This is a genomic window from Ruegeria sp. BJ3, from assembly GCF_056535665.1.
Genome location: NZ_JBQFIT010000001.1, coordinates 1,798,344 through 1,812,397, shown reverse-complemented (window position 1 = coordinate 1,812,397; position 14,054 = coordinate 1,798,344). Strand labels below are relative to the sequence as shown.

The following is a 14,054-nucleotide window of genomic DNA, read 5'->3' as shown; positions in this document are numbered from 1 at the left end:
CCGGGTCAGCGCCCGGCTTTTGGTGTCATTCCCATTCGATCGTGCCCGGAGGCTTGGAGGTGATGTCATAGGTGCAACGGTTGATGCCCTTGACCTCGTTGATGATCCGGGTGGCGGTTTCGCCCAGGAATTCGTGGGTGAACGGGTAGTAATCGGCCGTCATTCCATCAACCGAGGTCACCGCCCGCAGGGCGCAGGCATAGTCATAGGTGCGCCCGTCGCCCATCACGCCGACTGTGCGCACCGGAAGGATCGCGACGAAGGCCTGCCAGATCTCGTCATACAGGCCGTGCTTGCGGATCTGGTCGATATAGATCGCGTCGGCCTCGCGCAGGATTTCCAGCTTTTCGCGGGTGATCTCGCCCGGGCAGCGGATGGCCAGACCCGGTCCGGGGAAGGGGTGGCGGCCGATAAAGCTGGGCGGCAGGCCCAGTTCACGGCCCAGCGCGCGCACTTCGTCCTTGAACAGTTCACGCAGCGGCTCGACCAGTTTCAGGCCCATCTTTTCGGGCAGGCCGCCGACGTTGTGATGCGATTTGATCGTGACTGACGGGCCGCCGGAAAACGACACCGATTCAATGACATCGGGGTACAGCGTGCCCTGGGCCAGGAACTCGGCGCCCTCGATCGTGTCGGCGTGTTTCTGGAATACGTCGATGAACAGCTTGCCGATGATCTTGCGCTTGGTTTCGGGGTCCGAGACGCCGTCGAGCTCTCCCAGGAACAGCTCGCTTTCATCCGCGTGGATCAGTTGGATGTTGTAGTTGTCGCGGAACATCGAGACGACTTCCTGCGCCTCGTTCTTGCGCAGCAGGCCGTGATCGACGAAAACGCAGGTCAGCTGGTCGCCGATCGCCTCGTGGATCAGGATAGCGGCGACCGAGCTGTCGACACCGCCCGACAGACCGCAGATCACCTTCTTGTCGCCGACCTGTTCGCGGATCTTGCGGATCATCTCGTCGCGATAGGCGCCCATGGTCCAGTCGCCCTTGAACCCGGCCAGCTTCACGAAATTCTCGTACAGTTTTGCGCCCTTGGGGGTGTGGTGCACCTCGGGGTGGAACTGAACGGCATAGAAATGGCGGTCGGTATCGGCGGTGATCGCGAAGGGCGCGTTGGGCGAGGTGCCGAACACCTCGAACCCCGGTGCGACTTGGCTGACATGGTCGCCGTGGCTCATCCAGACCTGTTCGTTGCCATCGGTGAACCAGCCCTCGAGCAGGTCGAGCTTGCCGCGCGGCGTCACGAATGCCCGTCCGAACTCGGCGGTGCCGTGGCCGCTTTCAACCTTGCCGCCCAGCTGGTGCATCATGACCTGCTGGCCATAGCAGATGCCCAGGATCGGAACGCCATACTCGAATATCTCTTGCGGGACGCGCGGTGATCCCTCGCGGGTCACGCTGTCCGGCCCGCCCGAAAAGATGATGGCGCGCGGGGCCATGTCACGCACGAAATCCGTCGTGACGTTCTGGTAGGGGTGGATTTCGCAATAGACGTTCAACTCGCGCAGGCGGCGGGCGATCAGCTGCGTTACCTGGCTGCCGAAGTCGATGATCAGAAGGCGGTCATGGGATGTCTCGGTCATACCCGGCCTTTAGGTCGGAAGCCTTGCATGTGCAAGCGCCTTGACGTCATTTGGCGGGAAAGAGTGACGCGGAGCGCATTGAATGACCGGAATTTCGCTCAGAAGGGCTGTGGCAACCGATGCGGAGCCCATCCGCCGATGTATCGAAGCGGCCTATGCCGCAGCGCGCCAGTCCATTCCCGACCTGCCGGATGTGACCGAGGGGGTCGAGGAGGACATTCGCGACCGGAACGTCGTTGTCGCCGCGGATGAAACATCCCTGCAGGGTGTCGTGGTTTTTGGTTTCGAAAGAGAAACCGCGATGATCTTCAATCTGGCCGTTTCACCGGATGCGCAAGGGCGGGGCATTGCTCGGCAGTTGCTCGATTTCGTCGCGACAGAGGCTCGCGAAAACGGGGTTTGGAGCATGCGCCTGACAACCCACCGCCTGATGGCGGACACCCGCGCGATGTACTGTCATCTTGGGTGGCAGGAGACCGGGCACGAGGGGAACAAGGTTTATTTCAGCAAGCCAACCTGACGCGCCGTAAGGCCTGTTTCTGGTGCTGGACAGCGCGGAATATGTCGCTTTTCCCCCTATTGCGCCGGAATCCACATCTGATGAAGTCGCGGCATCTTGTAACAAGCAATCCAATCTAAACTTTCACACGGGATCATCTCATGACAGAGGCAAGCACCCGACGCAGAGTGCGTGGTGGCGGAGGCGCCGCCCGCCGGGCCGAGCGTACCGCGGTTCGGATCGAAACGGCGAAGTATATCGAACGCAACATTCCGAACTTCGAGATCCTCAATGACGAAGCGTTGGAGATCATCGAGGCCAATGCGGAAACCGTGCTGGAGGAAGTCGGCGTCAATTTCGTCGACAACCCCGCGGCGCTGGAACGCTGGCGGGATGCCGGAGCCGACATCGATGGTGAGCGCGTTCGCATTCCGCGAGGTCTGGCCCGCGAACTGATCAAGACCGCGCCCAAGGAATTCACGCAGCACGCGCGCAACCCCGAAAAATCGGTGGTAATCGGCGGGCGCAACCTGGTGCTGGCGCCGGTCTACGGACCGCCTTTCGTGCGGGACGCGCAGGGTGGCCGCCGCTATGCCACGATGGACGATTTCAACAAGTTCGTGAAACTGGCCTACATGTCCAAGTGGCTGCACCATTCAGGCGGCACGGTCTGCGAACCGACGGACGTTCCGGTGAACAAACGTCATCTGGACATGCTGATGGCGCACATGACGCTGTCCGACAAACCCTTTATGGGTTCGGTGACCGATCCCAGCCGGGCGCAGGATTCGGTCGAGATGTGCGAGATTCTGTTCGGCAAGGAGTTCGTTCAGGAAAACACCGTGATGACCTCGCTTACCAACATCAACTCGCCGATGACGTTCGACGACGTGATGATGGGGTCGCTGGAAGTCTATGCGCGCAACAATCAGGCCTGCATCATTTCGCCCTTCATCGTGGGCGGCGCAATGGCCCCGGTTTCGGTTGCCGGAACTCTGACGCAAGTGCTGGCCGAGGTGCTGGCCGGCATCGCCTACAGTCAGATCATCCGTCCGGGAGCACCGGCCATTTTTGGCGCATTCGTGTCGTCGATCGACATGAACTCTGGCGCACCGACCTTCGGCACGCCCGAAGCCGCGCATATCACCTATGGGGCCGGTCAGTTGGCGCGCCGTTTGGGTGTTCCCTACCGCTCGGCCGGGTCGTTCTGTGGATCCAAGCTTCCGGACGCGCAGGCGGCCTACGAGACTGCGAACTCGCTGAACATGGGGCTGCTTTCAGGCGTCAACTTCATGTTGCACGCATGTGGGTGGCTCGAAGGCGGTCTGGTCGCCGATTTCGAAAAATTCGTCATGGATGCCGATCAGTTGGGAGCGCTTCATGCGTTGGCCAAAGGGGTGGCCTATGATGAAAACGCGCAGGCCATGGACGCGATTCGTGAGGTGGGGCCGGGTGGTCACTATCTTGGCTGTGCGCACACCCAGGCCAATTTCCAAAGCGCCTTCTGGAAGACCGACCTGCTGGACTACAAACCCTTTGAAACATGGGAAGAAGAGGGTGCGCGGGACACGCGCATGCTTGCCTCCGTCCGGGTCGAGCATCTGCTGGCCAACTACCAGCAACCGCAACTCGACCCGGAAAAACTGGCGGCGCTAACCGCCTATGTCGAGGAAAAGAAAGCGTCCATGCCCGACGCCTTCACTTGACGACACGAAGTTCCGGGGCGCGGCTGGCTTGATGCAGTCGCGCCTCACCAATCAGTGCGATCAGTAGATCCAGGTGGCGAACCAGCGAATATGCGGCATCACCCGAGCGTCGTTGGTCGTCGACGCTCCGCTCCATCTCCAACAGTCGCATCAAGGCCGCTCCGGTTCCCGGTAGCGCGCCATAGCCGAACAGGCGCTGCAAGTGGCGGTCACGGTCGTATTCCTGTGCTCCGACCTTGGCTGCCCGAGACAGCAGCCGCGGGCGGCGGAGGGCGGTGATCATAGTCATCAGGTCCTGCATTTCGGCGTTCCTCTGTTCAATTTTTCCTGCAGCAATTTTGCACAACCCAAGCGGGTGTTGCCGTGACATGGCTCGCGCCGAACGATGGTTTCACGACTGTTTATCTTTTTGAATCAATTCTGGTTAGAGCCATTGGAGGTTAACGAACGAGTAACGAAAGCAACTCTAGGTAGATTTGGTTAACACTTTATCCGACGGCGGACAGTGGCAGTTTGATTGTCGACGAGGGCGAATAACGATGGAAAACAGCACCGCATTCACCGTTCCAGCTTGGGTTCCCGAAGGGGCACAGCGATACCTAGCCCATACTGAGGCGGGACGGTCGATCCGGGATCTGGCGCGGTCGGCAGGGTGTCACGCGTCAACCATTCTGCGACAGATCCGAAGGATCGAAATGCGCCGCGACGATCCCTTAGTGGATAAAGCACTGCAGTCACTTGCCGAAACACACTTTCCCGGTGCGGGGAATGAAGTGGCCTCTGGTCCCTTCTTTGGCGTCGGCGATGATCCTCATCGCATTCCCAATGCCGAAGACGAGGCGTTCGAGCGCGAGGCTTTGCGGGTGCTGCGGCGCCTTTGCGAAACGGGTGCGGTTCTGGCCGTGGCCGAGGACATGGAAAAGGCGGTCGTTGTCCGCGACAGCGGCGAGGGCGGTACAACTCGGACCGCCGTTGTTGACTGCAAGACCGCTCAGGCTTTGGCTCTGAAGGACTGGATCGTTTGTGACAATCCGGGGCGTGTGTCGCGCTACCGGATCACGCAAACGGGCCGAACCGCACTGAGCCAGTTGATTGCCGATGCCGAAAACCGCGCGCGGACACAGACAGAATATGGGATGGCCGAGGCACCGGCGAAATTCAAAACGTGCAGCCAAGCCGACGAGAAGCGCCCACGGCGCATCCGCTATTGCGCAGCAGAGAGCCCCCTGATTGCCTTGTCGCGCCGGCGCGACCGGGATGGAAAGCCGTTTCTGGACGAAAGCCTGGTGCGCGCCGGAGAGCGACTGCGCGAAGATTTCGAGCTGGCCCAGATCGGACCGCGGGTCACGCAAAACTGGGACCGGTTCCTCACCGCTGGCGGTTGTGCGGGTTTCGAGGGCGATGTGCCGGTTGCGCGGGGGTCGTCCGAGGCGCGTGATCGCGTGGCCCGGGCCTTGTCGGATCTGGGTCCGGGTCTGAGCGACGTTGCGCTGCGGTGTTGTTGCTATCTGGAAGGTCTGGAACTGGCCGAGAAACGGATGGGCTGGTCAGCACGTTCGGGGAAGATCGTGCTGCGCATTGCACTGCAGCGCCTCAAGCGACATTACGAGAAGCAAGCAGAGTGTGACCGGTTGATCGGCTGATTCACGTTGAATCCGATTGGCTGCAGTTGCGGAAAACGCAGCAGGTGATAATCAGGGGTTATGAATTTTACCCTCAGGCAGCTACAATACTTCCGCGCCGTGGCCGAGCAACGCAACTTTGGCCGGGCCGCTCAGGTGTGTCATGTTTCTCAACCGGCGCTATCGGTGCAGATCCGGGCTTTGGAAGACATCATGGGCGGGCCGCTGTTTGAAAGGCGCGCCCGCGATGTTCTGCTGACACCGTTGGGGCGTGATGCGCTGGAGCACGCACGGCGCATTTTGGGCGCGGCCGAACGGTTGGATCGGTTCGCGCGTGACAACTCCACCGGGCATCGCAGTCTGTCGGTCGGCTTGATCCCGACGGTCGCGCCATATCTGTTGCCGGGTGTTTTGGCTGGTCTGCGGTCAGCGGATGTGTCCCTGCGCGTACAGGTACGCGAGGCGCGCACCGAGCGGTTGCTGTCGATGCTGAAAGCGGGCGAGATTGACGCCGCCGTGCTGGCCCTGCCGGTGGGCGCGCACGGCCTGGACGAGGTGCCTTTGTTCGAGGATCGTTTTCTGCTGGCCGGCAGCGAGACACGCCTGAAGAGCTTGACCGTCAGCCCCGACGCTCTGCGCCCGATCGACCTGAACGCAGCCCAGCTGATGCTGCTGGAAGACGGGCATTGCCTGACGGATCAGGCGCTTGAGGTGTGCGGGCAGGACCGGACCAGCGCCCATATCAACATGGGCGCGTCGTCTTTGGCCACGCTGTCGCGTTTGGTGGCCGAGGGGTTCGGCCTGACCTTGATTCCGGAATTGGCGGCGCGTTCCGAGGCCGATGCCGTGCCGAGGCTGAAACTGCTGCGGTTCGGCGCCCCGGAGCCCGCGCGGCAGATCGGCCTCGTGCGGCGCGATTCGTCGGATGGGGCGGTGTGGTTCGATCAACTGGCCCAGGTGATCCGGCAGGTCGGCGAAAACATCGTGTCAGAAACCCGGAACTGAAAAGGGCCCGCACTTGGCGAGCCCTTCGAGTGGAGGCTGGTTGAAGGCTCAGGCCATTTCGGGCTGCTGCGCTTCTTCCAGGTGCTTCATCAGGTTTTCGGGCGACGAAACGCCATAGGGGTCCTCGGGGCAGTTGTCCATAAGGCCAGGCTCTTCGAACCACGCCTCGACCACACCGTCGTTGATGATGGCGGCATAGCGCCACGACCGCATGCCAAAGCCCAGATTTGCCTTGTCGACCAGCATGCCCATCTTGCGGGTGAACTCGCCCGACCCGTCAGGAATGACCTTGACGTTCTTCAGCCCCTGATCCTGCGCCCACTTGTTCATGACAAAGCTGTCATTGACCGACATGCAGTAGATCTCGTCGATGCCCTTGGCCTTGAACGCCTCGTAGTTGTTTTCAAACCCCGGCAGTTGGTAGGTCGAGCAGGTGGGGGTAAACGCACCGGGCAGCGAGAACAGGATGACCCGCTTGCCTGCGAAGTAGTCGGCCGTGGTCTTGTCTTCCCAGCGGAACGGGTTGGGCCCTTCGATCGAGTCGTCGCGCACGCGGGTGTGGAATGTCACGTCGGGCAGCTTGGCGCCGGTTTTCATGGGCATCTCCTGTGATTCACATTTGTTCGGCCCGTGGGTTAAAACGATTCCAAACCGGCTTCAACACGGGATGTGCTGCGTTTGCGAATATCCTCTTGTCCTCAGAAATCATGTCGAAATTTGCGACGGTCTCCCGGAAAATCACGATTGCATTCTGCGTGTGCGAAACGCTGACGCATGACAGCTATGCATGGCTGGCGTAATACATCCGACCGGTTTATGTTATGCACCAACCAAATTGACCCAAAGTCAGGAAACCGGCCCCGTGCGCGATCTGAAAATCCCTGAACAACGTCACCCGGAAAAGGCGCATAAGCCCGACAATGCGCAGCCGAAAAAGCCCAACTGGATCCGAGTGAAAGCACCCGGCGGCAAGGGCTATGCCGACACGCGCCGGATCATGCGCGACAACAACCTGGTCACCGTCTGCGAAGAGGCCGGCTGCCCGAATGTGGGCGAATGCTGGAGCCAGGGCCACGCGACAATGATGATCATGGGCGAGATCTGCACCCGCGGCTGCACCTTCTGCAACATCGCCACCGGTCGCCCCGATGCGCTGGACGCGTTCGAACCGGGCCGGGTGGCACATGCGGTGGAAAAGCTGGGTCTGAATCATGTCGTGATCACCTCGGTCGACCGCGACGACCTGGCCGATGGCGGGGCCGAGCATTTCGCTCAGACCATCCGCGCGGTGCGTCACCGCTCGCCCAAGACAACGATCGAGATCCTGACCCCGGATTTTCTGAAATGCGATCCGTCGGTTTTGGAAACCGTGGTCGCGGCCAAGCCGGATGTGTTCAACCACAACCTTGAAACCGTGCCGGGCCTGTACCCCGAGGTGCGCCCGGGCGCGCGCTATTTCCACTCGCTGCGTCTGTTGCAGAGGATCAAGGAACTGGACCCGTCGATCTTCACCAAGTCGGGCATCATGGTCGGACTGGGCGAGAACGAACAGCAGGTGCGCCAGGTCATGGACGACATGCGCGCCGCCGACATCGATTTCCTGACCATCGGTCAGTATCTGCAGCCCACGCCGAAACACCACCGCGTGGACCGCTTTGTCACGCCCGAAGAGTTCGCGGCCTATGAAAAAGCCGCCTATGGCAAGGGGTTCCTGATGGTTTCAGCCACGCCCCTGACCCGGTCCTCGTACCATGCGGGCGATGATTTCGCGCGCCTGCGGGCAGCGCGGCAGAAAAAGCTGGGGCAGGCGTGACGCCCGAACGGCTCGCGCAACTGACTGCGCTGCGCCACGCGTTGCACCAACGGCCCGAGGTCTCGGGTGAAGAGGCCGAAACGGCCGTTTTCATCGCCGAGCAATTGCGCGGTTTGGCCAGTCGGCTTCTGACCGGGATCGGTGGGCATGGGGTGGCGGCCGTGTTCGACTCGGGCCAGCCGGGGCCGACCGTTGGTATCCGCTGCGAACTCGACGCGCTGCCGATATTGGAGATGCCGGGCAAACCCTATTGCTCGCAGGTTCCGGGTAAGGGTCATCTGTGCGGGCATGACGGCCATATGGCCATTGTGCTGGGCGTGGCGCAGGACCTGGCGCAAGCGCCCATGTCACGCGGTCGGGTCGTGCTGATCTTTCAGCCCGCCGAAGAGACCGGACAGGGCGCACGCGACTTTCGGAACGATCCGCAATATGCTGAGATACAGCCGGATTTTCTGTTCTCGCTGCACAACTTGTCGGGCTTGCAGCTGGGCGCGGTCGAGCTGTGCTCTGGCCCGGCCAATTGCGCCTCACGCGGGATGCGGGTGCGGCTGACGGGCAAGACCTCGCACGCCGCGGCCCCGCAGAACGGGCTGTCGCCGGCCTCGGCCATGGCCGAGTTGATGCCGGCCTTGGCGGCCTTGGGGCCGGGCGGCGAACTGACTGAGGATTACGCGCTGACCACCGTCACCCACGCCCAACTGGGGGCCCCGACATTCGGCGTGGCGCCCGGTGAGGCCGAGATATGGGTCACGCTGCGCACCGTCTCGGACGCGCGCATGGCGCAACTGGTCGATCAGGCCGAGGCGCTGGTGCGCAAGGCTGCGGCCGACGAGGGACTGGGTGTCGAGATCACCTATGACGACGTGTTCGAGGCCTGCGTCAACCACCCAGAGGCCGTGCAGATCCTGGCTCAAGCCTGCGCGCAGGCCGGGGTGCAACCGCGCCTGACCACCGCGCCGCAACGGTTCTCGGAGGATTTCGGGCAATTCGCCAAGGGGTCGAAAACCGCCATGTTCTGGCTGGGGTCCGGGGTCGACCATCCGCAACTGCACAACCCCGACTATGATTTCCCCGATGCGCTGATTCCTGTCGGTGCGGGTATCTTTCTGGCGGCAATTCGTCAGGTGCTGGACGCGCCGGTCACGGCCTGAGCTTGCGTGGCTGGCTGGTTGCCCATTCGGGCCACCAGCCCATGTATTCAACGCCGGCAATCACCAGACACAGAACGATCAGGCCCAGCACCAGTTTGACCCGCTGGTCCGAGGGCGGATTGCGCGCCCATCGGGACATTCGCAGAAGGTGGCGCAGGATCATGGGGCCTCGAATCCGCGGCGGGATCAGTCTTCGGTAAAGCGGACCTTGCCGATGAAGGGCAGGTTGCGGTTGCGTTGGGCATAGTCGATGCCATAGCCCACGACGAATTCGTCAGGGATTTCAAAGCCGATCCAGTCGGCGCGGAAATCGACCTCGCGGCGGCTGGGTTTGTCCAACAGTGCAATCGACTTGAGCCGTTTCGGCTGGCGGCTGCGCAGCAGGTGGGTGACGTGGTTCAGCGTGTGTCCCGTGTCGACGATATCTTCGACCACCAGCACGTCGCGCCCTTCAATTGCCCCACGCAAGTCTTTGAGAATGCGCACTTCCCGGCTGCTTTCCATTGAATCGCCATACGAGGACGCCTCGAGGAAATCGACCTCGATCGGCAGGTCCAGTTCGCGCACCAGATCGGCGATGAACACGAAGCTGCCGCGCAGCAGGCCCACGACCACCAGCTTGTCGGTGTCGCCGAATTCGCGGGTGATTTCGCGGCACAATTCCTCGATCCGCGCCGCGATGGCCTTGGCCGAGATCATCTCATCTATCACATATGCGCGCTGGCTCATGGCTGCCCCCTTGATCTTTGGCGCGCAACATACGACATGACGCGCCATTGTCACGTTTCAAATGCCCAGGTTGCCATGCCCACTCATTCGGAAACCCGCCACCTCCCATACAGCGCGCAGCAGATGTATGATCTGGTTGCAGATGTGGCGAAATACCCCGAGTTTCTGCCTTGGTGCGCGGCCGCGCGGATCCGGCGAACCTATGCGGCGGGCGAGGCGCAGGTGATGGAGGCCGATCTGGTGATCTCGTTCAAGGTGTTCCGCGAACGGTTCGGCAGCCGGGTGACGCTGTACCCCGATCAAAGGAAGATCGACACCGAATATCTGGACGGCCCGTTCAAATACATGAAATCGGACTGGCATTTCGAGGACGCGCCCGAGGGCGGCTGCAACGTATCCTTCCACGTGGATTTCGAGTTCAAGAACGCCGTGTTGCAGGGCATCATCGGCGTGGTTTTCAACGAGGCGATGCACCGGATCGTACGGGCCTTCGAGCAGCGCGCGGCCAGCCTTTACGGCTGAGGGTTTACCCGGCGCGGGCGCACGTTAGACTGCGCCGCATGACTGATTTCACACGCACTCTTTCCGAATTCGCCGCAGGCCCGGTCAAGACAACTGCGCGGGCTCGGATCGTCACGTCTTTGTCCGCGCTCGACTGGCTGGCGGTTGGGCGCGCAGGCGTCAACGAACAGGTCTCTCGCATCCTGCGGGAGATGGTCCTGGACGAAGGCGGGGCCGGCCAGGCCACTCTGTTCGGCGGCGGGACTGCGCCGATGCGCGCTGCGGCTTTGGTCAACGGCACGGTGTCGCACGCGCTGGACTATGATGACACGCATTTCGCCCATATCGGTCACCCCTCGGTGGCGGTGTTTCCGGCCGCGCTGGCCGTCGCCGAGTGGCAGGACCAGCCCGTCGTCGAGCTGTTGGAATCGGCCTTGGTGGGGATGGAGTTGTCCATCCGCATCGGCCTGTGGCTGGGGCGGGGGCATTATCAGGTCGGGTTCCACCAGACCGCGACGGCGGGCGCGTTCGGAGCGGCCGCGGCGGCCGCCCGCCTACTGGGATGCGATGCGGCGGCCATGCGCCGGGTTCTGGGGTTGACCGCGACCCGGGCGGCGGGTCTCAAGGCGCAGTTTGGCACCATGGGCAAGCCTTACAATGCGGGGCAGGCGGCGTCGGTCGGGGTCGAGGCCGCGCTGTTGGTTCAGCGGGGGTTCGCGCCCAATCCCGATGCCCTGACCGGCCCGTTCGGATTTGGCGCGACCCATCACGGTGCCGATGATACTGCCACGGCTCTGTCGGGACTTGGGGATGAGTGGCTGTTCGAAAGCGTCAGCCACAAGTTCCACGCCTGCTGCCACGGGCTGCACGCCGCGCTCGAGGCGGCGCGCGATCTGGACATCGCCGAACCCGAGGTGGCCGAGATCAAGATCCTCACCCATCCCCGATGGATGAGCGTCTGCAATAAGACCGCGCCGACAACCGGGCTGGGCGCCAAGTTTTCCTATCGGACGGTGATCGCGATGCAGGCATTGGGATACGATACCGCTCTGCCTGCAAGCTACACGGACAAGGTCTGCGCCGATCCGCGCCTGCAATCTCTGCGCGACCGGATTACGGTTGAAGCGGATGAAACCCTGTCCGAGACCGAGGCCCGCTTGGCGCTTTTGCGGCGGGACGGGGTACGGCGCGAGGCGACCCGCGATCTGGCCGCGCCGATCTCGATTTCCGAACGCGAGGACCGGGTCCGCGACAAGACCGCCAAACTGATCGGCGCGGACGACGCGGATGCGATCTGGTCGATGCTGCGCACCGGCGGGCGCGCAGCGGATCTGGCGAAGCGGCTGGTTGATTAGACCACGCGCCAGTGCAGCGGGAAGCCGGGGTCGAACACGGTGACCGGGCCATCGCGTGTTTCGATCTTGTCGGGGTAGCTGACCGGTTCGCCCTTCTGCAGGGTGATGGTCTGATCGTTGACGGGCAGCCGATAGAACCTTGGCCCGTTGACCGAGGTGAACCCTTCCAGCTTGTCCAGCGCACCCGCGCGGTCAAAGACCTCGGCCACCAGTGACATGGTGTTGGTCGCAGTGAAACATCCCGCGCAGCCGCAGGCCATTTCCTTGTTGGCATCCGTATGCGGGGCGCTGTCAGTCCCCAGAAAGAACCGTTCGTCGCCCGAAGTCGCGGCATCAACCAGTGCCGTGCGGTGCTCTTCGCGTTTGGCGACGGGCAGGCAGTAGTAGTGAGGCTTGATCCCGCCCACGAGGATGTGGTTGCGGTTGATGATCAGGTGATGTGCGGTGATCGTTGCGCCCAGGTCAGTTTCGTTCGCGCGCACATACTCCACGCCGTCGACGGTGGTGATATGCTCCATCACCACGCGCAGGCCCGGCGTGGCCTTGCGGATCGGGTCCAGAACGCGGTCGATGAACACCGCCTCGCGGTCGAAGATGTCGATCTCGGCATCGGTGACCTCGCCGTGCACGCAGAGCGGCAGGCCGATCTCGGCCATCCGGTCCAACACGGGGCGCACCTTGTCGAAATCCCGCACGCCCGAGGCCGAGTTGGTCGTGGCCCCCGCCGGGTACAGCTTGACCGCCTTGACCAGACCGCTTGCGTGGGCCGCGGCCATGTCGTCGGGGTCGGTATCCTCGGTCAGGTACAGGGTCATCAACGGCTCAAAGCTTATGCCTTCGGGCAGGGCGGCCAGGATACGGTCGCGGTAGGACGCGGCCTGAGCGCCGGTGACCACAGGGGGCACAAGGTTGGGCATGATGATGGCTCGCGCGAAATGGCGGGCGGTTTCGGGCAGGACGGCCTGCAGCATGGCGCCATCGCGCAGATGCAGGTGCCAGTCATCGGGGCGGCGGAGCGTCAGAGTATCGGTCATGGCGCCGGGCTAGCACAGGCCGGCCGCACGGGAAAGTGACAACAAACCTTGTCAGGCGACCAGATTGCCGCAAGTCCCGGAAAGATCACGGTCTTGACGCGCAGCGGCAGCCATGACCTGTTGTGCCAAGGGAGATTGAGACACATGAGCCAGCCAGATTCCATAGATGCCGTTCAGACGATGCTGGGCGAACAGGGCTATGTCTGTGGCCGCGCCCTGGCCACCGTGGTGTTCCTGTCGCTGAGACTGGGCCGGCCGCTGTTTCTGGAAGGTGAAGCGGGCGTCGGAAAGACCGAGATCGCCAAGGCCCTGGCCTCTGGACTTGGCCGCCGCCTGATCCGGCTGCAATGCTATGAGGGGCTCGATGCGTCCTCGGCCGTCTATGAATGGAACTTTCCCGCGCAGATGGTTGCCATCCGCACCGCCGAGGCGGTCGGCGGGTCCGACCGGAAGGGCCTGCAGGAGGAACTGTTCAGCGGCGACTATCTGATCCGCCGCCCGCTGCTCGAGGCGATGGAGCCCGACCCGGCCGGTCCACCGGTGCTGCTGATCGACGAGTTGGACCGCACCGACGAACCGTTCGAGGCCTTCCTCCTAGAGGCGCTGAGCGATTTCCAGGTGACGATCCCCGAGATCGGCACGATCAAAGCGCCCGAACCGCCTATCGTCATCGTCACGTCGAACCGCACGCGCGAGGTGCATGACGCGCTCAAGCGCCGCTGCCTGTATCATTGGGTCGATTACCCCGATTTCGACCGCGAGCTGGAGATCCTGCACGCCCGCGCGCCCGAGGCCGCCGAGGCGCTGAGCCGCGAGGTTGTGGCCTTTGTCCAGCATCTGCGCACCGAGGACCTGTTCAAGAAACCCGGCGTGGCCGAGACCATCGACTGGGCGAAGTGCCTGCTGGCGCTGGACGTGATCAACCTCAGCCCCGAGGTGATCGGCGACACGCTGGGCGCGATCCTGAAATACCAGGACGACATCCAGAAACTACAGGGCTCCGAGGCCAAGCGCATTCTGGATCAGGCCAAAGCCACGCTCGAACCAGTCTGAT

15 protein-coding genes are annotated in these 14,054 nt (G+C 62.6%); 9 read left to right on the top strand and 6 right to left on the bottom strand.

Translation table 11 applies throughout. The annotated features are described in order from the left end of the window. Positions 1-25: 25 nt before the first annotated feature. Positions 26-1,585, bottom strand: a complete 1,560-nt coding sequence (gene guaA / locus ACR3EL_RS09125; RefSeq protein WP_170338885.1) for a glutamine-hydrolyzing GMP synthase — start codon at positions 1,583-1,585, stop codon at positions 26-28. Between the two features lie 82 nt (positions 1,586-1,667). On the opposite strand from guaA, the gene ACR3EL_RS09120 reads away from it, so the two are divergent. Both ACR3EL_RS09120 and ACR3EL_RS09115 read left to right on the top strand, forming a co-directional pair. Next, positions 1,668-2,105, top strand: a complete 438-nt coding sequence (locus ACR3EL_RS09120; RefSeq protein ID WP_170338883.1) for a GNAT family N-acetyltransferase — start codon at positions 1,668-1,670, stop codon at positions 2,103-2,105. A 140-nt stretch (positions 2,106-2,245) separates the two neighbouring features. Further along, positions 2,246-3,790: a trimethylamine methyltransferase family protein gene (locus ACR3EL_RS09115; RefSeq protein WP_170338881.1), complete on the top strand. Its 1,545-nt coding sequence runs from the start codon at positions 2,246-2,248 to the stop codon at positions 3,788-3,790. On the opposite strand, the gene ACR3EL_RS09110 is transcribed toward ACR3EL_RS09115, so the two are convergent. Further along, entirely contained in the window at positions 3,783-4,091 is a 309-nt protein-coding gene (locus ACR3EL_RS09110) for a DUF6477 family protein (protein ID WP_170338879.1), read from the bottom strand. The two genes, ACR3EL_RS09115 and ACR3EL_RS09110, sit on opposite strands and share 8 nt — an antisense overlap. A 238-nt stretch (positions 4,092-4,329) precedes the next feature. Here ACR3EL_RS09110 and ACR3EL_RS09105 point away from each other — a divergent pair, with 238 nt between their 5' ends. Together ACR3EL_RS09105 and ACR3EL_RS09100 are read left to right on the top strand one after the other, a co-directional pair. Further along, positions 4,330-5,433 (top strand): DUF6456 domain-containing protein, encoded by a 1,104-nt coding sequence (locus tag ACR3EL_RS09105; protein WP_480721295.1) that lies wholly within the window; start codon positions 4,330-4,332, stop codon positions 5,431-5,433. A gap of 60 nt (positions 5,434-5,493) precedes the next feature. Next, the gene (locus tag ACR3EL_RS09100; protein WP_170338875.1) at positions 5,494-6,417 is read left to right on the top strand and encodes a LysR substrate-binding domain-containing protein; all 924 of its coding nucleotides are present in this window, start codon (positions 5,494-5,496) and stop codon (positions 6,415-6,417) included. Between the two features lie 48 nt (positions 6,418-6,465). Here the strand turns inward: ACR3EL_RS09100 and ACR3EL_RS09095 are convergent, their stop codons facing one another. Further along, complete coding sequence (locus tag ACR3EL_RS09095) at positions 6,466-7,014, bottom strand: peroxiredoxin (protein WP_170338873.1); 549 nt, start codon at positions 7,012-7,014, stop codon at positions 6,466-6,468. 265 nt (positions 7,015-7,279) lie between these two features. Between ACR3EL_RS09095 and lipA the strand changes: the two genes are divergently transcribed. Then, on the top strand, positions 7,280-8,230 hold the full coding sequence (lipA, locus tag ACR3EL_RS09090; RefSeq protein WP_170338871.1) for a lipoyl synthase: 951 nt from the start codon (positions 7,280-7,282) through the stop codon (positions 8,228-8,230). After that, positions 8,227-9,381 carry an amidohydrolase gene (locus ACR3EL_RS09085; protein WP_170338869.1) on the top strand — a complete coding sequence of 385 codons (1,155 nt, stop codon included), beginning with the start codon at positions 8,227-8,229 and terminating at the stop codon, positions 9,379-9,381. Before lipA ends, ACR3EL_RS09085 begins: the two co-directional genes overlap by 4 nt. Here ACR3EL_RS09085 and ACR3EL_RS09080 read toward each other — a convergent pair. After that, positions 9,371-9,544, bottom strand: a complete 174-nt coding sequence (locus tag ACR3EL_RS09080; protein ID WP_005983545.1) for a hypothetical protein — start codon at positions 9,542-9,544, stop codon at positions 9,371-9,373. The two genes, ACR3EL_RS09085 and ACR3EL_RS09080, sit on opposite strands and share 11 nt — an antisense overlap. Before the next feature lie 23 nt (positions 9,545-9,567). Next, a complete protein-coding gene (gene hpt / locus ACR3EL_RS09075) occupies positions 9,568-10,110 on the bottom strand; it encodes a hypoxanthine phosphoribosyltransferase (RefSeq protein ID WP_093962943.1) in 543 nt (180 codons plus the stop codon). Between the two features lie 75 nt (positions 10,111-10,185). On the opposite strand from hpt, the gene ACR3EL_RS09070 reads away from it, so the two are divergent. Further along, entirely contained in the window at positions 10,186-10,632 is a 447-nt protein-coding gene (locus ACR3EL_RS09070; RefSeq protein ID WP_093961911.1) for a type II toxin-antitoxin system RatA family toxin, read from the top strand. A gap of 38 nt (positions 10,633-10,670) precedes the next feature. Continuing rightward, positions 10,671-11,966 carry an MmgE/PrpD family protein gene (locus ACR3EL_RS09065; RefSeq protein WP_170338867.1) on the top strand — a complete coding sequence of 432 codons (1,296 nt, stop codon included), beginning with the start codon at positions 10,671-10,673 and terminating at the stop codon, positions 11,964-11,966. Here ACR3EL_RS09065 and pyrC read toward each other — a convergent pair. Next, positions 11,963-13,000, bottom strand: coding sequence for a dihydroorotase (gene pyrC / locus ACR3EL_RS09060; protein ID WP_480721289.1), 1,038 nt, complete (start codon positions 12,998-13,000; stop codon positions 11,963-11,965). The genes ACR3EL_RS09065 and pyrC overlap by 4 nt on opposite strands. A gap of 144 nt (positions 13,001-13,144) precedes the next feature. Between pyrC and ACR3EL_RS09055 the strand changes: the two genes are divergently transcribed. Further along, positions 13,145-14,053, top strand: coding sequence for an AAA family ATPase (locus tag ACR3EL_RS09055; protein ID WP_170403407.1), 909 nt, complete (start codon positions 13,145-13,147; stop codon positions 14,051-14,053). The last annotated feature ends 1 nt before the right edge of the window (position 14,054 follow it).